At 62.0% G+C, this 25,013-nt stretch carries 27 protein-coding genes; 10 read left to right on the forward strand and 17 right to left on the reverse strand.

All coding sequences use genetic code 11. From position 1 onward, the window contains the following. The first annotated feature begins 128 nt into the window (after positions 1-128). From J4D25_RS16095 to surE, 3 genes are all read left to right on the forward strand, one after another. Positions 129-1,646 carry a DUF1302 domain-containing protein gene (locus J4D25_RS16095; protein WP_306345028.1) on the forward strand — a complete coding sequence of 506 codons (1,518 nt, stop codon included), beginning with the start codon at positions 129-131 and terminating at the stop codon, positions 1,644-1,646. Positions 1,647-1,669: 23 nt separating this feature from the next. Beyond that, the gene (locus J4D25_RS16100; RefSeq protein WP_057714060.1) at positions 1,670-3,049 is read left to right on the forward strand and encodes a DUF1329 domain-containing protein; all 1,380 of its coding nucleotides are present in this window, start codon (positions 1,670-1,672) and stop codon (positions 3,047-3,049) included. Between the two features lie 79 nt (positions 3,050-3,128). Then, positions 3,129-4,106: a 5'/3'-nucleotidase SurE gene (gene surE / locus J4D25_RS16105; protein ID WP_057714059.1), complete on the forward strand. Its 978-nt coding sequence runs from the start codon at positions 3,129-3,131 to the stop codon at positions 4,104-4,106. A gap of 331 nt (positions 4,107-4,437) precedes the next feature. On the opposite strand, the gene J4D25_RS16110 is transcribed toward surE, so the two are convergent. The 4 genes from J4D25_RS16110 to J4D25_RS16125 all read right to left on the reverse strand — a co-directional run bounded on the left by J4D25_RS16110 (position 4,438) and on the right by J4D25_RS16125 (position 7,898). Then, on the reverse strand, positions 4,438-4,896 hold the full coding sequence (locus tag J4D25_RS16110; protein ID WP_057714058.1) for a transposase: 459 nt from the start codon (positions 4,894-4,896) through the stop codon (positions 4,438-4,440). Positions 4,897-5,033: 137 nt separating this feature from the next. Beyond that, on the reverse strand, positions 5,034-6,149 hold the full coding sequence (locus J4D25_RS16115; RefSeq protein WP_057714057.1) for a 3,4-dihydroxy-2-butanone-4-phosphate synthase: 1,116 nt from the start codon (positions 6,147-6,149) through the stop codon (positions 5,034-5,036). After that, on the reverse strand, positions 6,146-7,072 hold the full coding sequence (locus J4D25_RS16120) for an alpha/beta hydrolase (protein WP_057714056.1): 927 nt from the start codon (positions 7,070-7,072) through the stop codon (positions 6,146-6,148). Before J4D25_RS16120 ends, J4D25_RS16115 begins: the two co-directional genes overlap by 4 nt. Continuing rightward, entirely contained in the window at positions 7,059-7,898 is an 840-nt protein-coding gene (locus J4D25_RS16125; protein WP_057714055.1) for an SDR family NAD(P)-dependent oxidoreductase, read from the reverse strand. The genes J4D25_RS16120 and J4D25_RS16125 overlap by 14 nt, the downstream gene beginning before the upstream one ends. A gap of 146 nt (positions 7,899-8,044) precedes the next feature. Between J4D25_RS16125 and J4D25_RS16130 the strand changes: the two genes are divergently transcribed. The 4 genes from J4D25_RS16130 (at position 8,045) to J4D25_RS16145 (ending at position 11,488) form a co-directional block, all read left to right on the forward strand. Beyond that, positions 8,045-9,088 (forward strand): Rieske 2Fe-2S domain-containing protein, encoded by a 1,044-nt coding sequence (locus J4D25_RS16130; protein ID WP_057714054.1) that lies wholly within the window; start codon positions 8,045-8,047, stop codon positions 9,086-9,088. A gap of 136 nt (positions 9,089-9,224) precedes the next feature. Next, positions 9,225-10,355 (forward strand): helix-turn-helix transcriptional regulator, encoded by a 1,131-nt coding sequence (locus J4D25_RS16135; protein WP_057714053.1) that lies wholly within the window; start codon positions 9,225-9,227, stop codon positions 10,353-10,355. Between the two features lie 87 nt (positions 10,356-10,442). Then, positions 10,443-10,991 carry an ADP compounds hydrolase NudE gene (nudE, locus tag J4D25_RS16140; RefSeq protein WP_057714052.1) on the forward strand — a complete coding sequence of 183 codons (549 nt, stop codon included), beginning with the start codon at positions 10,443-10,445 and terminating at the stop codon, positions 10,989-10,991. A 329-nt stretch (positions 10,992-11,320) separates the two neighbouring features. Continuing rightward, positions 11,321-11,488, forward strand: coding sequence for a hypothetical protein (locus J4D25_RS16145; RefSeq protein WP_198530235.1), 168 nt, complete (start codon positions 11,321-11,323; stop codon positions 11,486-11,488). A gap of 62 nt (positions 11,489-11,550) precedes the next feature. Here the strand turns inward: J4D25_RS16145 and dmpG are convergent, their stop codons facing one another. From dmpG to J4D25_RS16165, 4 genes are read right to left on the reverse strand one after another with little or no spacing between them, the layout of a single operon-like run. Next, complete coding sequence (dmpG, locus tag J4D25_RS16150) at positions 11,551-12,585, reverse strand: 4-hydroxy-2-oxovalerate aldolase (protein ID WP_057714051.1); 1,035 nt, start codon at positions 12,583-12,585, stop codon at positions 11,551-11,553. A 13-nt stretch (positions 12,586-12,598) separates the two neighbouring features. Then, the gene (locus tag J4D25_RS16155; RefSeq protein ID WP_057714050.1) at positions 12,599-13,507 is read right to left on the reverse strand and encodes an acetaldehyde dehydrogenase (acetylating); all 909 of its coding nucleotides are present in this window, start codon (positions 13,505-13,507) and stop codon (positions 12,599-12,601) included. Positions 13,508-13,525: 18 nt separating this feature from the next. Continuing rightward, positions 13,526-14,317 carry a fumarylacetoacetate hydrolase family protein gene (locus tag J4D25_RS16160; protein WP_057714049.1) on the reverse strand — a complete coding sequence of 264 codons (792 nt, stop codon included), beginning with the start codon at positions 14,315-14,317 and terminating at the stop codon, positions 13,526-13,528. Continuing rightward, positions 14,314-15,141 carry an alpha/beta fold hydrolase gene (locus J4D25_RS16165; protein WP_057714048.1) on the reverse strand — a complete coding sequence of 276 codons (828 nt, stop codon included), beginning with the start codon at positions 15,139-15,141 and terminating at the stop codon, positions 14,314-14,316. The genes J4D25_RS16160 and J4D25_RS16165 overlap by 4 nt, the downstream gene beginning before the upstream one ends. 273 nt (positions 15,142-15,414) lie before the next feature. Between J4D25_RS16165 and J4D25_RS16170 the strand changes: the two genes are divergently transcribed. Then, a complete protein-coding gene (locus J4D25_RS16170; protein ID WP_057714047.1) occupies positions 15,415-16,191 on the forward strand; it encodes an SDR family oxidoreductase in 777 nt (258 codons plus the stop codon). A gap of 13 nt (positions 16,192-16,204) precedes the next feature. Then, positions 16,205-16,699, forward strand: a complete 495-nt coding sequence (locus J4D25_RS16175; RefSeq protein ID WP_057714046.1) for an SRPBCC family protein — start codon at positions 16,205-16,207, stop codon at positions 16,697-16,699. A 189-nt stretch (positions 16,700-16,888) separates the two neighbouring features. Here the strand turns inward: J4D25_RS16175 and J4D25_RS16180 are convergent, their stop codons facing one another. The 7 genes from J4D25_RS16180 to J4D25_RS16210 are packed head-to-tail and all read right to left on the reverse strand — an operon-like array spanning position 16,889 to position 22,561. After that, positions 16,889-17,323 (reverse strand): nuclear transport factor 2 family protein, encoded by a 435-nt coding sequence (locus J4D25_RS16180; RefSeq protein ID WP_057714045.1) that lies wholly within the window; start codon positions 17,321-17,323, stop codon positions 16,889-16,891. After that, positions 17,320-17,709, reverse strand: a complete 390-nt coding sequence (locus J4D25_RS16185; RefSeq protein WP_057714044.1) for a steroid Delta-isomerase — start codon at positions 17,707-17,709, stop codon at positions 17,320-17,322. The genes J4D25_RS16180 and J4D25_RS16185 overlap by 4 nt, the downstream gene beginning before the upstream one ends. Next, positions 17,710-18,912: an acetyl-CoA C-acyltransferase gene (locus J4D25_RS16190; RefSeq protein WP_057714043.1), complete on the reverse strand. Its 1,203-nt coding sequence runs from the start codon at positions 18,910-18,912 to the stop codon at positions 17,710-17,712. Between the two features lie 29 nt (positions 18,913-18,941). Then, positions 18,942-19,400, reverse strand: a complete 459-nt coding sequence (locus J4D25_RS16195) for a MaoC family dehydratase (protein ID WP_057714042.1) — start codon at positions 19,398-19,400, stop codon at positions 18,942-18,944. A gap of 2 nt (positions 19,401-19,402) precedes the next feature. Beyond that, positions 19,403-20,185 (reverse strand): SDR family oxidoreductase, encoded by a 783-nt coding sequence (locus tag J4D25_RS16200; protein ID WP_057714041.1) that lies wholly within the window; start codon positions 20,183-20,185, stop codon positions 19,403-19,405. 13 nt (positions 20,186-20,198) lie between these two features. Beyond that, positions 20,199-21,392: an acyl-CoA dehydrogenase family protein gene (locus tag J4D25_RS16205; RefSeq protein ID WP_057714040.1), complete on the reverse strand. Its 1,194-nt coding sequence runs from the start codon at positions 21,390-21,392 to the stop codon at positions 20,199-20,201. Continuing rightward, positions 21,389-22,561, reverse strand: coding sequence for an acyl-CoA dehydrogenase family protein (locus J4D25_RS16210; protein ID WP_057714039.1), 1,173 nt, complete (start codon positions 22,559-22,561; stop codon positions 21,389-21,391). The genes J4D25_RS16205 and J4D25_RS16210 overlap by 4 nt, the downstream gene beginning before the upstream one ends. 172 nt (positions 22,562-22,733) lie before the next feature. Here J4D25_RS16210 and J4D25_RS16215 point away from each other — a divergent pair, with 172 nt between their 5' ends. Then, the gene (locus tag J4D25_RS16215; RefSeq protein WP_057714038.1) at positions 22,734-23,378 is read left to right on the forward strand and encodes a YceH family protein; all 645 of its coding nucleotides are present in this window, start codon (positions 22,734-22,736) and stop codon (positions 23,376-23,378) included. Positions 23,379-23,573: 195 nt separating this feature from the next. Here the strand turns inward: J4D25_RS16215 and J4D25_RS16220 are convergent, their stop codons facing one another. Next, positions 23,574-24,092, reverse strand: a complete 519-nt coding sequence (locus J4D25_RS16220; RefSeq protein ID WP_057714037.1) for a cupin domain-containing protein — start codon at positions 24,090-24,092, stop codon at positions 23,574-23,576. Between the two features lie 9 nt (positions 24,093-24,101). Continuing rightward, positions 24,102-24,920, reverse strand: coding sequence for a shikimate 5-dehydrogenase (locus J4D25_RS16225; protein ID WP_057714036.1), 819 nt, complete (start codon positions 24,918-24,920; stop codon positions 24,102-24,104). Positions 24,921-25,013 lie beyond the last annotated feature (93 nt).

Consider the following 25,013-nt stretch of genomic DNA (forward strand, 5'->3'; position numbering starts at 1 on the left):
CGCCCACAGCACCAATCACTCCCCTGAAATGCAGGTCGGGCAGGTCTGACCTGGGCCATGAGGACGACATGATAAAAACAATAATCGCCCCACCAACACAGCACCCTCGCACACAGCTTGTTCTATTGATGCTGGCTGGTGGACTTAGCGCTCACGTTAACGCCATGAGCTTTCAGCCAAGCGAAGACTTGAGCATCGACTGGGACACCACACTGACCTACAGCCTCGCCTGGCGGACCGAGTCTCGCGATCACAAGCTGACCGCCAATGCCAACGGCAACGACGGCGACAACGCGTTCGACAAAGGCAGCCTGATCAACAACCGCAGCGGCTTTCTCACCGAAGCCAACATCAAGTGGCAAGACGACTACGGCGTGTTCGTCCGGGCGACGGGCTTCTACGACAACGTCTACGATCAGGACAACGACAACACCACCGGCACTTCCAACTGCTTCGCCGGCGGCCATTGCAGCAAACCCGACCGTTTCTCCCAGGACACCATCGACCAGCATCGCAATGAGTTGCGCATGCTCGACTACTACGCCTATGGCACCTGGGACGTGAGCGGCCACGCCCTCAATGCGCGCCTGGGTAATCAGGTGGTGAGCTGGGGTGAAAGTCTGTTCTATCCGGGTATTTCCGCGGCCCAGAGCCCGGTGGATGCGACCAAGGCGACCACCCCGGGCGTCGAGGTCAAGGAAATCCTGCTGCCGGTCGGCCAACTGTTCACCCAGTTCGCCCTGACCGAAAGCCTGGGTATCCAGGCCTACTACCAATACAAGTGGGAGAAAACCGAGCTGTTCGGCGTGGGTAGTTACTTCTCCACCACCGACTTCATCGACGAGGGCGGCTTCAACGACGCTTCCGGTTTCGTCACCCGCCTCAAGGACGACAAGCCGAGCGACAGCGGCCAGTACGGTGTGGCCTTCACCTACGCCGCCGAGTCACTGAACAACACCGAGTTCGGCCTCTTCTACTCGCGCTATCACGACAAGACGCCGTCGCTGGACTTTGCGACGAACCTGGGCCGCTACCAGGTGCGCTACTTCGACAACATCGACCTGTTCGGTGCGAGTTTCGCCACGGTGCTGGGCGATGTCAGCTGGGCCGGTGAAGTCAGCTACCGAGACGGCACGCCAGTGATGGTCGACAACGGTTTCTCCAGCCCCGTGCGCGGCAAGACCATACAAGCGCAAACGTCGATGATCTACGTGCTCGGCCCGACCTCCTTCGCCGACAACACCAGCCTGACCGGCGAGCTGGTCTACAACACCGTGGTCAGCAACGACGAGTCGCAGCCAGTGACCCTGGCCCCTGGTTTCGCGCTGCCGGGCACCGACAGCCTGGTCTATGACCGCGATGCCTGGGGCTACACGGTGCAGGCGAACTTTGACTACAACGACGTGTTCAGCGGATGGGACATGTCGGTGCCTGTCACCTTCAGCGCCGCCGCCCACGGCGACAGCTCGATGGTCGGTTCGATCAACGCCGGCCAGAACGATAACCGCGCCAGCATCGGCAGTTCGTGGCGCTACTTGGGCAACTTCACCGTCGAGGCCCGCTACAACGCCTACCTCGGCAGCGCCAACAACAGCCCGTTGGCCGACCGCGACAACGTCGCGCTCAACTTCAAGTACCGGTTCTGATTCCCCTGTCGGAGGAGCACAGCATGTCCAGATTCACCCAAACATTATTGAGCACTGCGCTGACCGTCGGCCTGCTCGGCAGTGGCCTGGCCTACGCCAAGGTCAGCCCCGAAGAAGCCGCCCGCCTGGGCCAGGACCTGACCCCGATGGGCGCCGAAAAAGCCGGCAACGCCGACGGCAGCATCCCGGCCTGGTCCGGCAAATGGCGCGGCCTGCCGCCAGGACTCAAATACGCCGGCCCCGGCACGCCGTACCCGGATCCGTACGCCGCGGAAAAACCGCTGTTCGTGATCGATTCGAAGAACATGGACAAGTACGCCGACAACCTGACCGATGGCCAGAAGGCGCTGTTCAAGCGATACCCGGATACTTTCAAGATCCCGGTCTACCCGAGCCACCGCGACTTCCGCCTTGATCAGCGCCTGGAAGACCAGATCAAGAAAAACGCCGTCACTGCCGAACTCGAGAATGACAACAACGACACCAAAAACGCCTGGGGTGCCTCGCCGTTCCCGATCCCGAAGAACGGCAGCGAGTTGATGTTCAACCATACCTTGCAAGGGCGCGCCAACACTGAAGAGGCCAACTACGGCCAGGCGGTGGTGTACTCCAACAAGGAAAAGGTGCTGGAAGAGGTCAACTACAAGATCTTCTCGATCTGGTCGAGCCCGGACAAAACCCTGGAGGCCGCGAACGGTGTATCCACCCACTTCCTGCTCACCACCCTGGAACCGGTGCGCAAGAAAGGCGAGATCGTGGTCGGTCACGAGTTCATCAATCCTACCGCCTCCCCGCGCCAGGCCTGGCAGTACAGCCCCGGCCAACGCCGGGTACGTCGCGCTCCGACCGTGGGTTATGACTCGCCGACCGGCGCGGGAGGCTTTCGGGTGTACGACGAAGACCGCCTGTTCAACGGTGCGCCAGACCGCTACAACTGGACCATCGTCGGTAAGAAGGAAATCTACATTCCGTACCACAACTACAAGATCGACGACCCGAGCGTAACGGCCGACCAGATCCTGGACACCACCGGCCACGTCGATCCGCAGTACATGCGCTACGAGAAACACCGCGTCTGGGTGTTGCAGGCCAACCTCAAGGAAGGTGCCCGCCACGTATACGCCAAGCGCGTGCTGTACCTGGACGAGGACACCTGGTCCGCGACCATGGCCGACAATTACGACAGCCGTGGCCAGTTGTGGCGCACCAACATGCAGACCTCGATCTACGCCTATGAGATGCAGCGCTACCACGCTCGTCTGGGCATCTACCACGACCTGATCGCCGGCTCTTACCTGGTTGACCGCATGCTGATCGATCAAAAGCCGGCCAAGCTCAACGCCACCGCCTTCACTGAAGACGAATTCACCCCTGGCAACCTGCGCAAACTCGGCACCCGCTAAACTCACCGCGCCCCGACCGAATCATTCGGTCGGGGCGTTGTGCTTTGTAAAAACCGCTGCGCCCACGGAAGACTTCACCATGAACAAACTCCTCACCGGCATCATCGCCATGGCCAGCGTTGGCCTGTCGATGCAAGCCAACGCCCTGAACATCCTGCTGACCAACGACGATGGCTGCCGCGCGCCCGGCATCGATGCGATGTACCGGGCGCTAACCGCCGCCGGGCACAAGGTCACCCTGGTCGGCCCGTTGAACGACAGCAGCGGCATCAGCGCCGCCAGCGTGGTCGTACCTGGCCAGGCCCTGGCGGTGACCGAACTGGCGTCAGGCAAATTTTGCGTCGGGCCGCCGCAGGACTACACCCCGCCCGCCGGCAAGACCTCCGCCATCGGCACGCCGGTGGATGCGGTCAACGTCGGCCTTGATGTGATCCTCAAGGATTCGCCACCAGACCTGGTGGTGTCAGGCAGCAACTTCGGCGAAAACGTCGGCCCGCTTACGCAGATGTCCGGCACCCTCAACGCCGCCGTTCGCGCGATGTTCAAGGGAATTCCGGCGGTGGCGGTGTCCACGGGTATCGACATGGACCTGATCATCCGCGACCAGCAGGCCGGTTACCGCAAGACCCTCGGCGCCATGGACGACACGGCGCGCTTTGCCGTGAAGGTCATCGAACAGGCGGGCCTGGCCGGTACAGACGCCAAACAGGCCTGTGCCAGGAACAAACATCAGTGTGATTTGAACGTGCTCGGCCTGCCGGGTGTCAGCGGCCTGAACCTCAACTACCCGCCCCTGAAACCCGATGAAGTCAAAGGCGTGAGCTTTGCGCCGATCGGCAACTGGGATCGGGTCAACTTCACCTCTCAGCGCGGCGCCGACGGCGTGGTCCACGTCAACCTGGCCGCCCCGTCGACACCGACCGAAACCCAGCAAAAGGCCGATGCCTATCAACTGTGGCAAGGCCACGCGGTGATCACCGTGATCGACGGCAACATGACCGCGCCGCAGGCGATGCAAGATCAGGCGAAGAAGATATTGCGCGGGGTCAGGCCTTAAGCAAGCACGGAACGGTGTTAATCACAAAACCATTGCTCGCGATGAGACCGACACATTCAACACCGATGTCGACTGACACTCCGCCATCGCGAGCAAGCTCGCTCCCACAGGGTTACCGGGTGTGCGCAACATCTGCGGTTATCCAAAAATCATTGTGGGAGCGAGCTTGCTCGCGATGAGGCCGGCCCAGTCCACATCAATCTCGCCTGACTGTCCGCCATCGCGAGCAAGCTCGCTCCCACAGGGTTACCGGGTGTGCACAACATCTGCGGCTATCCAAAAATCATTGTGGGAGCGAGCTTGCTCGCGATGGTGGCTACGCGGTTACGGATCAAACCCAGATCGCATCCCACAACGGATAGTCGCCAAGCTTCTCAACCAGCCCAGCCCGCAACGGGTTCGCGACAACATATCGAGCAAGCTTGACCAGGTCCTCATCCCGCCTCAACGCCCGATCGTGATAGCCCTGCTGCCATAGACTGCCTTTACGTCCGACGGACATGTTCACGGCCCGCGTACTCAATGATTTGGTTTTTTGCATCAGCTGACTGAGTGAGCACTGCTGCAACTCGATCAACCAATGAAAATGATCGGGCATGACGACCCACGCTAAAGAGTTCGCCCAGTATTGTTCCTGTGCATATTGAAATTGCTTGACGACCAGCCTGCCCAAACCGAAATCCTTGAAAACCGGTTCTCGATCCAGCGTGTTGCTCGTCAACAGGTAAACCCTGTTGGGCTCGGCATAGCGGCCGATGCGCAGACGAAATGAAGCAGGTAAATCAGGCATTCCTTTGCCCTCTCCATGGTGAATTCAGGAGCAAGGCTAGACCGGTGGATGCTTGGGCGTTGGGTCAACCTTTGACCGGATGTGACCAATCGAAAGCTATCGCGAGCAAGCTCGCTCCCACAGGTTTTGTGTTTGCTTCAGACTACAGGTTGAAACGGCACAAACTCCGTCACTTCCAGATCAAACCCGGACACGGCGGTGTACGGCACCGGCGAACTCATCAGGCGCATTTTGCGCACGCTCTGGTCGCGCAGGATCTGCGCGCCGATGCCCAAAGTCCGTTGCGGAAACTGTGGCGCCCGGTGCTTGCCGCCGCTGCGCTGACGCAGTTGCTCAAGCACGCCCTCGGCGGATTCCTTTTGCGCCAGCAGCACCAGCACACCGCTACCGGCCGCCGCGATACTGGCCAGCGAACGCTCCAGCGTCCACTGTTGCGGCCCGCCTTCGCTTTCACACCCCAGCACGTCACGCAACGTCTCGATGCTTTGCACCCGCACCAACACCGGTTGCGTACTGTCGATCCGGCCCTTGACCAGCGCCAGGTGCAGCGAGCCCTGGTAGGTGTCCTGATAGGTGGTCACCTGGAACTCACCGTGGCGAGTATGCAACGGATATTCGCCGCCGCGCTCGATTGTGCCTTCATGCAGGATGCGGTAGTGAATCAGGTCGGCAATGGTGCCGATCCGCAAGCCATGACGTTGGGCGAACTCATGCAATTCGGCACCACGGGCCAGTTCGCCGTCCTCATTGAGTATGCCCACCAGGGTTGCCGCCGGTTGCAGCCCCGCCAGTCGCGTCAGGTCGCAAGCGGCCTCGACATGTCCGGCCCGCTGCATCACGCCACCGGGCAAGGCTTGCACCGGGAAGATATGCCCCGGTTGCACCAGGTCCGTCGGAACGCTGGCCGGGTCGACCGCCACCTGAATCGACCGCGCCCGGTCCGCCGCCGAGATACCCGTGGACACCCCGGTGGCGGCTTCGATCGAGCGGGTAAAACCCACGCCATGCTGCGCCCGGGAGTTGGGCACCATCAGGTCCAGGCCCAGCGCGCGACAGCGCTGCTCGGTCAGGGCCAGGCAAATCAGCCCGCGTGCCTGCACCGCCATGAAAGTGACGGCTTCGGCCCCGGCCTGTTCGGCGGCCATCAGCAACGAGCCTTCGCCGTTGTGTTCGTCGTCGGTGATCACCACCATCCGACCGGCGCCGATGGCCTCGATCAGTTGCGGAACCGTATTGAATGCCAGACCGTTCATTTGAGCGCCCCGCGCAGGTCGGCCGCCGCGTCAGTCAGGGCATGTGCCGCACCTTCAACAAACGGCGCCATGCTGATAAAACCATGGATCATGCCGTCACAACGCTGTACGCGCACAGGCACGCCGGCCTCGCGCAGACATTCGGCCATTGCCTCGCCCTCATCGCGCAACGGATCGAATTCGGCAGTCATCAGGGTGGTTGGCGGCAATCCCGCCAGGCTCTCGGCACGCAACGGCGAGGCCAGTGGGTCATCCGCCTGCCCGACGTCTTGCAGATACTGCTGCCAGAACCAGCGCATCATTGCGGCGGAAAGCAGATAGCTCTCGGCAAAGTCTTCGAAGGACTGAGAGTCGCAACCCGCATCGGTGACCGGGTAAAACAGGCACTGATAGCTGATCTTCGGTCCTTGGCGTCGTGCCGCCAACTGACTGACCGCCAGCGCCAGATTGCCCCCTGCGCTGTCTCCGGCCACAGCCAGCCGGCTGCCATCGACGCGCAGTTCAGCCGCGTGCTCGACCAGCCAGCAGGTGGCCGCATAACAATCGAGAGGCGCAGCGGGGAACTTGCTTTCCGGCGCCAGTCGGTAGGCGACCGACACCACCACCGCTTCGGTCTGGCGGGCCAGCGAGCGGCAGAGATTGTCGTGGGTATCGAGATTGCCCATGACAAACCCGCCGCCATGGAAAAACACCAGCAACGGCAGGTCGGGTTCTTCCGATGGCCGGTACAGCCGTGCGTCCAGTTCACCGTCCGCGCCGGCCACCCGCAAGTCGCGCACTTCGCTCATCGGATCGCCGGGGATGGCCGGCAGCAGGTTGTCGGAGAACTGCCGGTACTGAGCGGCATCGACCTGGCTGAAATCGGGCTCGGGGATGTCGCGAAATTGCTGGAGCACCCCAGCGATCTGCTTATCGAGCGGCATGGGCATCGTCCTCTACGTCGGCCATTTGAAACTGCGGATTGGTCTCGCCCAGGATGCTTTGTACCCGGCGCTCAAGGGCCGGCTTGAAACCCTTGTGGGGCAGGATCCAGAAGCGTTTTTGCGCGATGGCGGCGAACACTTGCGCGGCCAGTTCCGCCGGGGTCATGCCCTGGCGAATGGTGCTGTCGAGCAGTTGGCTGAAGTCGGACCCGGCAGTGTCCACCACCTGGTTCGACGCCATGATTTCACTGGCCACCGGCCCCGGGCACAGCACCGAAACCGATACCGGCGCACCGATCATGGCGAGTTCGTAATGCAGGGTTTCCGAGAGCGCGACCACCGCCTGCTTGGTCACGTTGTACGGCGCCATCAGCGGACTGCTGACCAGCCCGGCAAGGGACGCGGTGTTGATCACATGAGCTGCCCGGCCCTGACTGAGCAGCAACGGCACAAAGGTGCGAATGCCGTTGATAACGCCGTTGAGGTTGACGTCCAGCATGCGCTGCCATTGCGTCTCGGTGATTTCCCAGCTGAAGCCGGTTTGCATCACCCCGGCATTGTTGAACAGCAGGTCGACCCCGCCGAAGTGCTCGACAGCCCGGTCACGCAAGCGCTCGACCTGTTTCACATCACCGACATCGGTGACGCAGGCAATCGCTTGCACACCGCTGGCCTTCAATTCGTCGCACAGGGCTTGCAGGCCCGCTGCATCCCGATCCGCCAGCACCAGGCGCATGCCCAGTGTCGCCGCGTGTTCGGCCAGGCCACGGCCAATACCACTGGCGGCCCCGGTAATCACCGCTACCGGCCCTTGTTCATTACTCATCGCCAACTCCTGCCATGGGTCCAATGGCGCCAGTAGAGCGGGCCTACTTAAAGCAGCCATCGTCCATTCAGACGATGCCCGCTTTTACAGGGGCGGCAGAATCCGTTACATGCGCCAACCCCGTGATCCCTTGGGAGAATAATAAGATGAGTACCCTGCACCGCATCGAAGCCAAACTGCTGGAAGACCGCTACGCCCGCGGCTGGCATTGCCTGGGCCTGGCCGCGCAATACCGCGACGGCAAGGCCCATCGCCTGGAGGTGTTCGGCACCCGTCTGGTGGCGTTCCAGGGCGAAGACGGCGAGCTGCATATTCTTGATGGCTACTGCCCGCACATGGGCGCCGACCTGAGCACCGGTTGCGTTGAAGGCAACTCGATCCGCTGCCCGTTCCACGCCTGGCGTTGGGGTGCCGATGGCGTGTGCGATGACATCCCCTACGCCAAGCGCATCCCGCCACGGGCCAAAATCAAAAGCTGGCCGATCATGGAAGAGAACCAGTTGCTGTTCGTCTGGAATGACCCCGAAGGCAACCCCCCGCTGCCGGAACAACGCATTCCGCGCATCGACGCCTGCTACAGCGACGAATGGGCGGCGTGGGAAGTCGCTGAGCTGCAGATTGACACCAACTGCCGCGAACTGATCGACAACATCGCCGATATGGCGCACTTCGGTACCGTCCATGGCGCGCCGGTCGACGAGTTCATCAATATTTTCCAGGGCCACCTGGCCACCCAGATCATGCGCGCCCGCAGCGAGCGCCTGTCCGGCGACAGCGTGCTGACCACCGAGGCCACCTATTTCGGCCCGGCCTATCAGATCACCGAGATGAACGGTGCCATGAACGGCCAGCCGATCCACTCGATCCTGCTCAACTGCCATGTGCCGGTCGACCTCGACAGTTTCACCCTGCGCTACGGTGTGCTGGTGAAGAAGATCCCGGGCTTGAGCGAAGAGCAGAACCAGGCGATGGCCAAGGCCTACGTCGCGCAGGCGCAGGCAGCCTTCTACGAAGACGTAGCCATCTGGCACAGCAAGACCCGCGTCGATAACCCGCTGTTGTGTGACGGCGACGGTCCGGTCTATCAGTTGCGCCGTTGGTACGAGCAGTTCTACACCGACGTCGAGGCGCTGTCGGCGGACGTTGCCGAACACAAGAAGTTTGTCGTGCGCGCCAGCGAACGGGTCTGACGCCAGCGGTTTTTCGCCCGTCATGGGCCTGTTCGGCAGCCGCCGGTCAGGCCCTGAGCCCGAGCGTTGCAAGGAGTCGATACCGGCGCTTATTCTCGGCCACCGCCAACGCTAATAATAAAAACGGTTTTTCCCTATGCAGCAGAGCCTCAGCCTCGATACGTTCAGTGATTTGATCGGCAACCTCTATCAGGGTCCGCTGGAAACCATTCCCTGGGCTACTTTTCTCAATCAGCTCAATGTGCATCTGAACAGCAAGTACGTGACCTTCATCCTGCGTCCGCCCAGCGCCCACGTGGACGGCTTGATGGTCAACACCACCGGCACCTCGACCGAGGCGACCGCGTCCTATAACAAACACTTTTTCAGCCTAGATCCGTTTGTCGACCTGCCCAACCGCCAGGTGGTGACCCTCGCCGAGTTCGTCTCCAACGACGACTGGCAGAATTCCGAGTTCTACAAGAACTTCCTTGAACCGGTGGACGTGTTCCACATCCTCGGTGCCGACATCAACACCGTCGACGGCGCCCAGTGCCGCATTCGGATCAGCCGCGGACGTGACGACAAGCCGTTCGGCAACGAAGAAAAGGCCATGCTCACGCATTTCATTGCGCACCTGGAACGTTCGATCAAGATCCACATGCAGCTCAACCGCATCGAAGCCGAACGCAATCTGTACGCCGGCGCGGTGAACCAGATGGCGGTCGGCACGATCATCCTCGATGAGGCCGGCAAGGTACTGCAGACCAACCAGGTCGCCGACCGACTGATCCAGGAAAAGGACGGCATCAAACTGGTCAACGATGGGCTGCAGGTCGGTACGGCCCGGGACACCCAGGAGTTCCGTCGCCTAGTCAAGCAATCGCTGCTGTCGCAAAAAAGCAGCAACCCCTCGGTGGTCGAAGCCCTGCGCGTGCAGCGGCCGTCCGGCAAAGCGGACCTGGGGATCATCGTGCGCTCGGTGCCATTGACCGACTGGAGCGAAGGCAAGCAGTGCCCGACCGTGGTGATTTTCATCAGCGACCCGGAACAACAATCCACCGCACCGCAGGAAATCGTTCGCGCGCTGTTCGACTTCACCCCGGCGGAAACCCAGCTGGCGATGTTGCTGGCCAACGGCTTGACCCTCGACGAAGCGTCGGAGGAGCTGGGCATCAGCCGCAACACCTCGCGGGCACACCTGCGCTCGACCTTCTCCAAGACCGGCGTGACCCGCCAGACCATGCTGGTGCGCCTGATCCTGCGTAGCGTGGCGACCCTCGGCTAGCCCTCATTGCCGCCCTCGTCCGCTCGGACGATGGCGGCTCCCGTTGCACAGCGCACAGTGTCTTTATCCCAAACAGGGGACTGCCCCATGCGCAACTGCCCAACCATCCTCAAGACTGAACTGCTGGCGCAAAGCGGCCACTTTCAGATCGAAGCCCTGCACCTGCAATTCAGCAACGGCCAGCAGCGGGTCTACGAACGCCTGCGCGGCACCGGTTATCGCTCGGTGATGCTGGTGGCGATGCCCGATCCAGAGCATGTGCTGCTGGTGCGCGAATACGCGGTCGGTGTGGAAAAAACCATTCTCGGCCTGCCCAAGGGCGGCGCCGAGCCCAATGAAGACTACTTGCAGGCGGCGCAGCGCGAGCTGAGCGAAGAAGTCGGCATGCGCGCCGAACGCCTCACTGAACTGGGCGAGCTGACCCTGGCACCGGGGCACTTGTGCCACCGCTACCGAGTCGTACTGGCCGAACAACTGAGCCCCTGCCAACTCGAAGGCGACGAACCCGAACCCCTGGAATGCCTGCGTGTCCCCCTGGCGCAAATCCCCGAACTGGTGGCCCGCGGTGAACTCCACGAGGCCAGGGCGATTGCGGCGCTGTTCATGGCAATAGGCGCCCTCGCCCGACGAACCTGACACCACACCGGCACATCCAACATCCATGTCGCCTGATAGGCCGCTATCGCGAGCAAGCTCGCTCCCACAGGGGATCACGGCCAGGCACAGATCCCGGGGACGCCCAATAAACCTGTGGGAGCGAGCTTGCTCGCGATGAGGCCGGCAAATCCAACACCCATGTCGCCTGATAGGCCGCCATCGCGAGCAAGCTCGCTCCCACAGGGGATCAAACACCCACAACGGAAGGGGCAGTTTCAAATTGGTCGGCTAGTCCATTCGGACGAGGCGACTCGCGCGCTGCAGCCATAACCTGTCTCTACAACAATAAAACCGTGTCGAGACTCATCATGCGCAAAACGACTTGTGCTCTGTTCATCATCCTCTGTGCGGGCGCTTCCACCAGTCTGTGCCAGCTGTTCAAGAACGAAGCCTACCGACCGACCACGGCTTACTTCAGCTGTACGAGCTCGGCCATCAACTGCTACCCGCCCGTGGTGCGCAATCTGCTGCCTTGAGCACGGTTTCCACCGGCCATAAAAAAACCACCGGATCGGTGGTTTTTTCGTTGCCGCATTAATCAGGTCGGCAGTACACCCCTGGCCCGCGACAGGGTCAGCGCCAGGTCTTCGATCATGTCTTCCTGACCTCCCACGGTTCCGCGTCGGCCCAGCTCCACCAGCAGTTCGCGAGCAGCGATGCCGTACTTCTGCTCGGCACGCTTGGCGAACAACAGGAACGAGCTGTAGACCCCGGCGTAACCGAGTGTCAGTGCGTCCCGGTCGAGGCGGATCGGCTGGTCCATCATCGGCACCACCAGGTCTTCGGCCACGTCCATGATCTTGTACAGGTCGACGCCGCTGTTGACGCCCATGCGCTCCAGCACCGCGACGAACACTTCCAGCGGCGTATTGCCCGCTCCCGCGCCAAGACCCGCGACCGAACCGTCGATCCGTGCAGCACCGGCCTCGATGGCAGCCAGGGAGTTGGCGATGGCCATGCCCATGTTGTGGTGGCCGTGGAAACCGACTTCGGTCCCGGCGTTCAGTCCCGCACGCAGGGCCCCGATCTTTTGCGTCACTTCATCGGGCAGCATGTAGCCGGCCGAGTCAGTGCAATAGATGCAATTGGCGCCGTAGCTTTCCATCAACCGCGCCTGCTCCAGCAGTTTTTCCGGGCTGACCATGTGCGCCATCATCAGGAAGCCAACGGTGTCCAGGCCCATCTTCGCCGACATGCCGATGTGCTGGCCGGACACGTCCGCCTCGGTGCAGTGGGTCGCCACACGAATGGTCGACACGCCGTGTTCGTGGGCCATCTTCAGGTGGTCGAGGGTACCGATCCCCGGCAACAACAGGGCCGAAACCTTGGCCTGTTTCATCTTCGGAATCACCGCAGAGAAGTATTCCTCGTCGCTGTGGGCCGGGAAACCGTAGTTCAGCGAAGCACCGCCCAGACCATCGCCGTGGGTGATTTCGATCAGCGGCACACCGGCCGCATCGAGACCGGTGGCCACCGAGACCATTTGTTCGATACTGATCTGGTGCTGTTTGGCGTGCATGCCGTCGCGCAGGCTCATGTCATGCAGACGGACGCTCTTACCTTGCAAATTCATAGCGATTCTCCACTCAACGGGCAGGCAATTGCAGGGTGCCCTTGTGGGCTTCTTCGGCGAACATCTCGGCCGTGCGCAAACCGGCGGCGGTCATGATGTCGAGGTTGCCGGCGGACTTGGGCAGGAAATCGCCGAGGCCTTCGACCTCGATGAAAATCGACACCTTGCGCCCGTCGAACACCGGCCCGTTGATCAGCTTGTAGCCGGGCACATAGCGCTGCACTTCACGGACCATCTCCAGCACCGAGGTGCGGATTGCATCCTGGTTCGGCTCGTCATCGGTCAGGCAATGGATGGTGTCGCGCATCATCAGCGGCGGCTCGGCCGGGTTGATCACGATGATCGCCTTGCCGCGTCGGGCGCCGCCGATCTTCTCCACCGCACCAGCGGTGGTGCGGGTGAACTCGTCGATGTTCTGCCGCGTGCCCGGGCCCACCGAACCGGAAGAGACCGTGGCGACGATTTCGCCGTAGCTCACTGGCTGCACCCGCGACACCGCCGCCACCATCGGGATGGTCGCCTGGCCACCGCAAGTGACCATGTTGACGTTCATCGCCAGGCTCGACGCGTGCTCCTTGAGGTTGACCGGCGGCACGCAGTACGGACCGATGGCCGCCGGCGTGAGGTCGATCATGATCACCCCGAGTTCGTTGAGCTTGCGGCTGTTTTCCGCATGCACGTAGGCCGAGGTGGCATCGAAGGCAATGCGAATGTCATCGTCGAGGACGTGAGGCAGCAAGCCATCGACACCGCCGGCGGTGGTTTTGATGCCCATTTCCCGGGCACGTTTCAGGCCTTCGGAATCAGGGTCGACACCAACCATCCACACCGGCTCGATCCATTGCGATCGGCACATTTTCATCAGCAGATCGGTGCCGATGTTGCCCGGGCCGATAATGGCCGCTCTGAGTTTTTTGCTCATGGGGTCAAACTCCAAAAGTCAGGCGCAGAAAGACACCCGGGCACTGCCCAGGCCATCAATGGTCAGTTCAAAACGGTCGCCGGCACGGGCCGGTTCCAGCGGTACCAGCGAGCCGGACAGGATGATTTCCCCGGCCTTGAACGGAATGCCGAAGGCGCCCAGGGTATTGGCCAGCCAGGCCACCGCCGTCAACGGGTTGCCCTGCACCGCCGAACCCAGGCCTTCACTCAGGGGCTCTGCGTTTTTGAACACACGCATGCGCAAATTCGGCAGGTCCAGTTCGCGCGGATCCACCTTGCTGTCGCCCAACACAAACACTCCGCAAGAAGCGTTGTCTGCGACTGTGTCCTGGATGCGGATGCGCCAGTCGTGAATCCGTGAGTCGACGATCTCGAAACACGGCATCACGTATTCGGTGGCGGCCAGCACGTCGGCTTCGGTGATGCCGGGGCCGACCAGGTCATGCTTGAGCTTGAAGGCGATCTCGCCCTCGGCACGGGGCTGGATCAGTTTGTTGGCGGACAGGGAAATTTGCGCATCGTCATCGAACGACATCTGCCGCGTGATGAAGCCGAAATCCGGCTGATGCACGTTGAGCATCTGCTGCACTGCCGCCGAGGTCACGCCGATTTTCTTGCCGACGATCTGGTCACCGGCCGCCACCCGACGTTCAATGGCGTACAGGGAAATGTGATAGGCGTCTTCGATGCTGATCGACGGCCAGCGCTCGGTCAGCGGCGCCAAGGTGGAGCCGCTGAGCAGCGCCTGATAAAGCTCTTCGCCGAACTCACGGCGCAATTGCACGCTCATCCACGGGCCTCCTGAAAAAACGCCAGGCACTGGCGGTTGAAAAAGTCACGGTGCTCGACCTGGACCCAATGCCCGCACTCGCTGAGCATCACGAAACGTATTTGGGTGCAGTGTTCAAGCATGGTCTGGGCACCGGAGGACGGGCAGAACTTGTCGTTCATGCCCCAGAAACCGAGGATCGGGCACTGCAACTCACCCAGGCGCGACGTCATGTTCGGCACCTGCATGGTCGACAGCACGCACACCGGTTGCTGCTTAACCACGGCGACGCGCTCGTTCACCGTTTCGTCGCTGATCAGGGTTTCGTCGAACAGTTGCAGGGCCAGCAGGCGACGCATGCCCGCCGCATCGTTCAGCTCACCCTTGGCGAAAGCCGCGCCCATTTTCTGGATACCTTCCATCTGCAGGTAATACTGTTCTTTTTCCATCAGGCCACCGGGCGCCATCAGCACCAGACGGCTGATACGCTGCGGTTGGTCGAGGGCCAGTTTGATCGCGATCGCGCCGCCCAGGGAGTTGCCGACCAGCACGCAACGCTGGATGTCGAGGGCATCGAGCAAACCGCTGAGGGCGGCGACAAAGAAGTCCAGGGTGTAGAGGGTGTCGGGCTTGTCCGAAGCGCCGTAGCCGGGCAAATCCGGGACGATCACCCGGTAACCGGCTTCGGTGAACAGCGGGTAGTTCTGCTTGAAGTTGCTGTGACCGCTGGCACCCGGTCCGCTGCCATGGATGAAAATCACCGGCTCGCCGTTGCCGGTGTCTTTGTAGTGCAGCTGCAAACCATCCGGCAGCGTAACGAAGTGCCCTTGCGCTGAAGCGCCCATAAGGTGTCCTCCCGGCCTGTTGTTGTAGCCGGATTATTCCGATGGGTCGGGCCATCAACATCGTCCGACAGGACTACGCGCCTGTACTTGTAGGAGCTCGCTCGCGATGCTCGTCAACGATGACGCTGGATACCTGACACCCCGCGGTGCTCTCAGGTCCATCGCGAGCAGGCTCGCTCCTACAGACAATCTCTAGTCCCTTTGGACGTTGGCCTGCCGGGGTTGCAGACCTAGCATCGGTTACATTCCCGAGCGACTGAATGAGACACCCCCATGCTTGATCCAATGGACTTTCGCGGCAAAGTGGTACTGGTCACCGGAGGTGGCAAAGGTGTGGGTCGCGGCATCAGCCAGCGCTTTCTGGACTGTGGCGCCGAGGTGGTGATTTGCGGTCGCGAAGCACCACAAACCTTGCCGGCCAGCGCCGGGCGCGAGGCGCTGTTCGTGGCCTGCGACCTGCGGGATGTCGAGCAGTCCGGGCGCTTGATTACGCAGATCGTCGAGCGCTTCGGCCGCCTCGATGTGCTGGTCAACAACGCCGGCGGTTCGCCGAATGCCGACGCCGCCACGGCTTCGCCGCGCTTCAGCGAGGCAATCATCCGCCTGAACCTGATTGCGCCACTGAACCTGTGCCAGCAGGCCAACCAGGTGATGCAGGCCCAGGCCGACGGTGGCGCGATCATCAACATCTGCAGCGTCAGCGCCACCCGCCCTTCCCCCGGCACCGCCGCTTATGGCGCGGCCAAGGCCGGCTTGCTCAACCTGACGACCTCGCTGGCGGTGGAATGGGCGCCCAAGGTGCGGGTCAACGCCGTGACCGCCGGGCTGATTCTCACCGAGCAGGCGGCCATGCATTATGGTGACGACGCGGGCATTGCCAGGGTGGCCGCGACCATTCCGTTGCAACGCCTGGCGACCCCGGAGGACATTGGCGACACCTGTCTGTACTTGGCATCGACATTGGCCCGTTACGTCAGCGGCGCGGACATCGCGGTGCATGGCGCGGGAGAACGCCCGGCATTTCTCGATGCGGCTCAATCCCATCCATAAGAGGACTTTCGACATGCCCGTAGCCAGCCACAGCGTTGTGCTGAACCTCACGCGACAAGCCGCATGGACTAAACTGCGCGACCTGAGCCTTGCCCCGCACTATGTACCAGGCCTGACCGGTTGCCAGTTTCATCCTGGCGCAACGGAAGGTATCGGCGCCAGTCGCCGGGTGTTGCGCAAGGGCGGTCAGTATCTGGATGAAAGCGTGGTGCAGTGGCAGGAAGGCACGGGGTTCGTACTGCGGTTGCACAAGGGCGGCAATGACTCGCCCTTTCCGTTTCGCCAGGCGAGTTTCAGTTATGCCTTGCAAGCCGAAGGCAACGCGACCCGCATCACTCTGCAAATGAGTTACAGCCTGCGCGGTGGCAAGCTGTTTGAAGGGTTGCTGGCCAAGGCCTTCAACAAGGTCGTTCGGCAGATTGCCGAGAACCTCAAGGCCTACTACGAAACCGGCCGAACGCAGAATCCGGATATGGCTGTCAGCACATCCAATATCAATGCTGCCTGACACACCACCATCGCGAGCAAGCCCGCTCCCACAGGGGATTGGGGGCTCGCAATGCCGGCGTCACCTCAAAAATTGTGGGAGCGAGCTTGCTCGCGATGAGGTCGGCACATTCAACATTGATGTTGCCTGACATGCCGCCATCGCGAGCAGGTTCGCGCCTACAGGAGCCACCTCTGGAGTGAGCAACCTTCAGGAACGCGCCACTTCCGAGTGAGCGGTAAAGCGGGTGGCGACGATCTTCCATTGGCCGGCGATACGCTGATAACGGTCCTGATAGAACCCACCCAACTGCCGCGTCGCCCCGCTCTCGCCATCCAGGTTGAAATACCACAGGGCCCAACGGCCCTGGGCTTCATCTTCGCTTAGCACCTGGATTTCCGGATTGGCGCCGTGATGCAGGTCGATCACCCGCTCATGGCAAGCCAGTTCGCGGTACAGCGCGACAAAACTGTTGCGCTCACGAAAGATCCCCAGCGGGCCGTAATCGATCAGCACTTCACCTTCGGCGAAGCAGTCGGCAATCACCTCGACCTGCTTGAGATCGCAGGCGTTGAGGTAGCGATGCTTGAGCTGGCGAATATCCTCCAGCGCTTCCAGGCGGGCGATCCGCTGCTCCAGGTTCATGCTGCACCTCGCGCGATTACGTTAACTTCACTCCAGTAGGCTTTCATCGAGCGGACTTTGCCGTCGGTATCAAATTCCATCACGTCGATCACATGCAGCGAGCACGGTTGCCCGCCCCACTCCATGTCGACCCGGAACGGCATCGCGCCGCAACCGTTGAGCGTTGCGCGCACCGGGCCGGTCCGGGTTGCGGAGACTTTCATCGCCCCCAGCCCTTCACGGTAAAAGCGCGCGATAGCGTCGATGCCCTGCAACGGCGCCTGGCCGACCGGGTCTTCAACGGTGGCGTCTTTGGCATAGAGCGCGAGGATGCCGTCGATGTCGCCGGCATCCACCAACTCCACGTAACGCGCCATTGTCGTCTGGATATGTTGTGCGCTGATCATTCAGACCACCTCGAACAAAGCAGCAGCGCCCATGCCGCCACCGATGCACATGCTCACCACCACGTAACGCAAGCCGCGACGCTGGCCTTCGACCAATGCGTGGCCGACCATCCGCGCCCCGGACATGCCGAACGGATGGCCGATGGCGATCGCCCCGCCGTTGACGTTCAGGCGCTCGGCCGGAATGCCCAGGGTGTCACGGCAATGCAGCACCTGGCAGGCGAACGCTTCGTTCAACTCCCAGAGGCCGATGTGGTCCATGGTCAGGCCATGACGCTTGAGCAGTTTCGGAATCGCGTAGATCGGGCCGATGCCCATCTCGTCGGAATTGCAGCCGGCGACGGCCATGCCGCGATAGATCCCCAGCGGTTCCAGGCCACGTTTCTCGGCCATTTTTGCGCTCATCAGTACCGAAGCCGATGCGCCGTCGGAGAGCTGGGAGGCGTTGCCGGCGGTGATGAAACCACCCTTGTCGCTCCACTGACCGCCCGGCCACACTGGCTCCAGCGCCTTCAGGCTCTGGAGAGTGGTGTCGATGCGGTTGCACTCGTCGCGCAGCAAGGTGACGGTTTCATAACTGGTTTCGCCGGTGGCCTTGTCGAACAGTGCCTTGCGGCTGGTCAGCGGCGCGAGCTCCCGGTCGAAGCGTCCGGCGCTCTGGGCCTGTGCGGTACGCAGCTGGCTCTGGTAGCTGTATTCGTCCTGCTCGTCGCGGGAGATGCCGTAGCGCGCGGAGACGATCTCGGCGGTTTCGATCATCGGGATATAGGCGTGCGGGTCCAGCTCGATCACCGAACCCGACTGATTGCGATACAGGTTCTTGTGCTTGTTCTGCACCAGGGAAATCGACTCCAGGCCACCGGCCACGGCGATGTCGATTTCGTCGCACATGATGCCCTTGGCGGCCATGGCGATACTCATCAGGCCCGACGAGCACTGGCGCTCGACGGCCATCCCGGCAACCGATGCCGGCAAGCCACCGGCAATTGCACACAGGCGCCCCAGGTTATAGGACTGCGTACCCTGCTGCGCGGCGGCGCCGATGATCACGTCGTCCACTTCACCCGGTTCGATACCGGCACGGCGTACGGCTTCGCGCACCACATGTCCACCCAGTTGCGGCGCTTCGGTGTCATTGAACGCACCGCGAAAGGCTTTACCGATCGGGGTGCGGGCGGTGGAAACGATGACGGCTTCTTTCATGCTTGATTCCTCGAAAATGCTGTTGAAGGTCAGGCCGGGTAATAGCGACTGATGGTGTCGACCACGCAGCCGGGGCGTTCCTCGCCGTCGATTTCGACGCTGACGCGGATGGTCGCCTGCACGCCGCCCTTCACTTCCTCGACCGCGATCAGTTGCGCACTGCCGCGCACCCGCGAGCCGACGCGCACCACCGAGGGGAAGCGCACCCGCTCACAGCCGTAATTGACACCCATGGCCAGGCCACGGACCTCGACGATCTGCGGCAAGAACAGGTTGACCAGCGACAGGCTCAGGTAGCCATGGGCAATGCAGGCGCCAAACGGACCGTTGGCGGCCTTGAGCGGATCGACGTGAATCCACTGGTGATCGCCCGTGGCGTCGGCAAACAGATTGATTCGGTCCTGACCCAGCAGCAGCCATTCGCTGACACCGAGCTCCTGGCCCACGGCGTCGAACAAGGCCATCGGCGTGTCGAAAATACGTGGCATGGTCACGCCCTCTGGCTGGACACCGACAACACTTCGCCGGTCATGTAGGAGCTGTAGTCGCTGGCCAGGAACATCATCACGTTGGCCACCTCCCAGACTTCGGCGGCGCGGCCGAACGCTTCGTTGGCGGCGAGTTGATCGAGCACTGCCTGGGGCGCGGATTTGCGCAGGAAATCGTGCAGGGCAATGCTCGGGCTGACCGCGTTGATACGGATGCCGTAGTCAGCCGCCTCGACCGCTGCGCAGCGGGTCAGCGCCATCACGCCAGCCTTGGCGGCGGCGTAGTGCGCCTGTTCTTTCTGCGCGCGCCAGCCCAGCACCGAGGCGTTGTTGACGATCACTCCGGCACGCCGCTCCATCATTTTCGGCAGCATGGCGCGGGTCATGCGCATGGTGCCGGTGAGCGTCACGTCGATGACCCGATTCCACTCTTCATCGGCCATGTCCACCAGCAACCGCGAGCCGCCAAGCCCGGCGTTGTTGATCAACACATCGACGCCTTGCAGGTCACGCTCGGCGCAGGCGATCAGCTGCTGTACCTGGGCTTCGTCGGCAACGTTGCAGACCTGGCCGAACACGTGTTGCAGCCCGGTGGTTTCGCGGATTTTCAGCACCGCTTCGGCCAACCGGCCTTCATGGATATCGCTGATCATCAGCGCACGGCAGCCTTCTTCGGCGGCACGCACGGCGGCGGAAAAACCGATCCCGGCGCCTGCGGCGGCGGTGATCAGCACCGACTTGCCGCGCAGCAGGCCGCGACCTTCAACATATTGAGGTACAGACATGAACTCTCTCCTTTCAGGCGCGCGGACGCGGCTCTTTGGGCATGCCCAAGGCACGCTCGGCGATGATGTTGCGCTGGATTTCGTTGCTGCCGCCGTAGAGGGTGTCGGCGCGGCTGAACAGGTAAAGCGACTGCAAACGGGTCAACTGGTAAGGCGCGGCTTCGAGCAATTCCGCCTCGGCGCCGAGGACGTCCATCGCCAACTTGCCGAGGCTGGCGTGCCAGGTCGACCAGAACAGCTTGTAGATGGTCGCCTCTTTGCGCAGCGAACCGTCCTGGCTACCCGAGAGCATGCGCAGCGAGTTGTAGCGCATGATCCGCAACCCGCTCCAGGCCTCGGCCAGGCGCTGACGCAGGATCGGGTCGCGGTCGGCGCCATTGGTCTTGGCAATGGCGATGATTTCGTTGAGCTCGTTCTGAAACTGCATCTGCTGGCCGAGGGTCGACACACCCCGCTCGAAGCCCAGCAGTGCCATGGCGATCTTCCAGCCTTCGCCCGGCGCGCCAATGATGTTGGTGGCGTCGGTGCGGGCATCGTCGAAGAACACTTCGTTGAATTCCGAGGTGCCGGTGAGTTGCTCGATGGGTCGTACGGTTATTTCTGTCTGGGCCATGGGCACCAGCAGGAACGACAGACCGCGATGGCCGACGCTACCCGGTTCGGTGCGGGCGATGACAAAGCACCAGTCCGATTCGTGGGCCAGGGAGGTCCAGACTTTCTGGCCATTGATGATCCAACTGCCGGTGGCTTCATCCAGCGTTGCACGGGTCTTGACGCTGGCCAGGTCGGAACCGGCGCCCGGCTCTGAATAGCCCTGGCACCAGAACGACGTACCGCTGACGATCCCCGGCAAAAAACGCTGTTGCTGTTCGACCGTGCCGAATGCGGCGATGGTCGGCCCGGCCAGGCCTTCGCCGATATGCCCCATGCGGCCGGGGCCGCCGGCGCGGGCGTATTCTTCGTTGAAGATCACCTGCTGGGTGATCGACAGGCCACGCCCGCCATGCTCCGGCGCCCAGCCGACGCAGGTCCAGCCACCCTCGGCGAGTTTGCGCTCCCAGGCTTTGCGCTCTTCGGGAAACATATGCTCATCGCCTGGACCACCGCGAAAACGCAGGGCTTCGAACTCGCCGCAGAGGTTGGCGCTCATCCAGTCGGCGACTTCCCGACGGAAGCGTTCGTCCTGCTCGCTGAAACTGATTTTCATGGCTGCTCTCCCAGAATCACCGAAGCAATGCGCTCGCGATGCCAGGCCGGTAGCCCGAGGAAGCTCTCGCTGGCGCGGGCGCGCTTGAAGTAGAGGTGCGGGTCGTATTCCCAGGTGAAACCGACGCCGCCGTGTAGCTGGATCGATTCGGACGCGCAGGAGAAGTAGGTCTCGGAGCACTGCGCCTTGGCCAGCGCCGCCGCCAGCGGCAGTTCGGCCGCGACCTGCGGATCACCCTGGGGATCGAGGACTTCCTGGGCCACGCACGCGGCGTAATAACTGGCCGAACGGGCGCATTCGACTTGCAGCATCATGTCGGCGGCACGGTGTTTGAGGGCCTGGAAACTGGCAATCGGGCGACCGAACTGCTGGCGTTCCTGCATGTAGGCCACGCTGAGGTCGAGTACCTGCTGCGCGCCGCCGGTCTGCTCGGCAGCCAGGCCGATGCAGGCCAGTTGCAGGACTCGCTCAAGGTGCGACCAGCCATTCCCGAACTCACCCAGCAGGCAGTCGGCTTCAAGGTACAGGCCCTTGAGCTGGATCCGCGCCTGGCGCCGGGTCTGGTCCATGGTCGGCAGCATTTGCCGTTCGATGCCGGCCCGCTCCGCGCTCATGGCAAACAGGCTGATGCCCTTTTCGCCAGTGGTTCCGGGTTGCCGTGCGGCAATGATCAACAGGTCAGCGCCATGGCCATCGAGCACATGCTTGAGGGTGCCGTCGAGGACGTACCCGTCGCCTTCGGCCACCACCGTTGCCTGGACATCGTCGGCGGACCAGCCGTTGGCACTGCTGAACGCCAGGGTCGCGGTCACGCTGCCATCGGCAATCGACGGCAACCAGCGCTGCTTCTGTTGATCATTGGCCGCCAGCAACAGCGCAGGGGTGGCCATGCAGGCGGTGGCGAAAAATGGCGAGCACAGCAAACGCCGGCCCATCTGTTCCAGCAGGATCGTCAGCTCGACAAAGCCGAGGCCCAGGCCCCCATAGGTTTCGGGGATATGAATGGCCGGCCAGTACATTTCCTGGCACAGACGCTGCCAGAGGGCTTCGTCGAACCCCCGTTCGCTGACCATTGCCGCGCGCACGGCGGCAGAATCCGAGACATCGGCGAGGAAACCCTCGGCCGATGCGCGGATCATTTCCTGTTCGTCGCTGAATGCAAACTCCATCGCGGCGCCTTCTGCTCGTTTGGCGGGGCGCGCGTGGCGCAACACCCCTTTGAGCATGAAGTTTGGCGCCGCCCGGACGCGGCAGAATCGTTAGCCTTGCCTAGTCCGAACGGGCGATGTCAAAGTGCGCCTACGCAAGTGAAAAACATGAATCGGCTAAGGATGCAGAACCATGAGCACTGAGCAAGAGACGACTTTCGACGAGCCACGGCTCAGCAGCACGGAAATCCGCATTCTGGGTTCGTTGATCGAGAAACAGGCCACCAGCCCGGAAACCTATCCCCTGACCCTCAATGCCCTGGTGATTGCCTGCAACCAGAAAACCAGCCGCGAGCCAGTGATGAACCTGACGCCGGGCCAGGTCGGTCAGAGCCTGCGCGCCCTCGAAGGACGCGGCTTCGCCAGACTGGTGATGGGCAGCCGCGCCGACCGCTGGGAACACAAGGTCGACAAGGCCCTGGAACTGGTACCGGCTCAGGTCATCCTGACCGGGCTGATGTTTCTGCGCGGCCCGCAGACCGTCAATGAACTGCTAACCCGCAGCGGCCGCATGCATGAATTCGAAGACACCGAACAGGTGGTGCATCAACTCGAACGCCTGATTGCCCGGGGTCTGGCCGTGCTGATTCCGCGTCAGGCCGGCCAACGCGAAGACCGTTACACCCACGCCCTGGGCGACCCGGCGGATATCGAAGCGATCATGGCGGCACGGCAAAACCCGGCCGAGCGTGGCGGCAGCGGGGTTTCGGTTGAACGGATCGAAGAACTGGAAGCGCGAATTGCGGCGCTGGAAGAAAGACTGGCCCGGCTCGAATAACCTGGATGTTTACCTGACACAACACTCCCACAATGGATCGTGGACCGACGGGCATGTGTGATTGACACAACACCTGTAGGAGCGAGCCTGCTCGCGAAAATCGTCCAGACGACGCGCTCATTCAGACAGCACGCGTTATCGTTGACGTCCATCGCGAGCAGGCTCGCTCCTACAGTGGTTTGACGGTGCGTGTGGTTACTCGCCGTCCCAGTAATCCACCCCGTCCGCCTGCCGGGCCACCGCAACAAAGCCTGACGCATTACCCTCGGCATCCACCTTGAAGTCATCCATCACGGCGTATTTACCGGAATCCGGGTATTCACAGATTTCCGGTGATTGCTGGGTGCTGACAGCCAGGTACCGCAACTCGCCGTTACTGGTATTGATGATCTGATGGGCCTTTTCAGGCCCACCCGGTGGACAGGCGATCACATCACCGGCACGGATTGGAAAGCGTTCGGATCCCAGGCGAACCTGCCCTTCCCCGGCCACGACGTAGAACATTTCCTCATTGACCCGATGACTGTGAAACGGACTGCCGCGCATGCCTGGCTCCAGCACATACAGGCGATAACCCAGTTTTTGCGCCCCCAGTTGCTGACCGACAAGGGCCAGGCGCTGTTGATAGCGACCGGCGGTTTCACCGGTCGGCGCAAACGCTTCGGGTAGCGGCTCAAGTTCGACCGAATCCAGATTGAGAATGGGGGGATGCATGGACACCTCCTAGCTGCGGGCAAACGCTACGGCCTTCTGGAATTGCTCGTCCGTCGGCCGTACACCGGTATAGAGCACAAATTGCTCCAGTGCCTGGATCGCGATCACTTCCAGCCCGGTGATGACCCGTTTGCCTTCGGCACGGGCACGCACGATCAGCGGTGTTTCCGAGGGTATCGCCACCACATCGAAGACAGTTTCCGCTTTTTCGATCACATCAGGCTCAAAGGCCAGTTGATCGGCCTCCGGTCCTCCCGTCATGCCGATCGGGGTGACGTTGACCAGCATCTGCGGGCGACGCCTCCCCAGCTCGGCCTGCCACTCATACCCCAAAGACTGCGCCAGCGCCTGCCCGGCGCGCTCGTTGCGGGCCACGATCAGGCCGTTTTCATAGCCGCCATCGCGCAAGGCACTCGCCACGGCCTTGGCCATGCCGCCGCTGCCGCGCAAGGCAAAGGTCGAGTCCTTGGGCACCTGGTGTTTTTCCAGCAACTGGGCAACGGCGATGTAGTCGGTGTTGTAGGCCTTGAGATGCCCGTCGGTGTTGACGATGGTGTTGATCGATTGAATGGCGGCGGCAGATGCGTCGAGTTCATCCACCAAGGCAATGCAGGCTTCCTTGAACGGCATCGACACGCCACAACCACGAATCCGCAGGGCGCGAATGCCGGCAACAGCACCCGTCAGGTCCTGGCTGGCAAAGGCCTTGTAGTAAAAATTCAAGTCCAGTTGTTCATACAGATGATTGTGAAAACGCAGGCCAAAGTTCCCGGGGCGTCCTGAAAGGGACATGCACAACTGGGTGTCTTTGTTGGGGTTCATCTGCATGGGCAAGCTCCTTCAAATGCACTTTTCGGATGGACGGGATTAGCCCTCCATCGGGTTCTGATCGATCATGTAAGCGTGTTCGCACGGGCCTAC

The sequence above is a fragment of the Pseudomonas sp. GW456-L13 genome, assembly GCF_017350115.1.
Lineage (GTDB): Bacteria > Pseudomonadota > Gammaproteobacteria > Pseudomonadales > Pseudomonadaceae > Aquipseudomonas > Aquipseudomonas jessenii.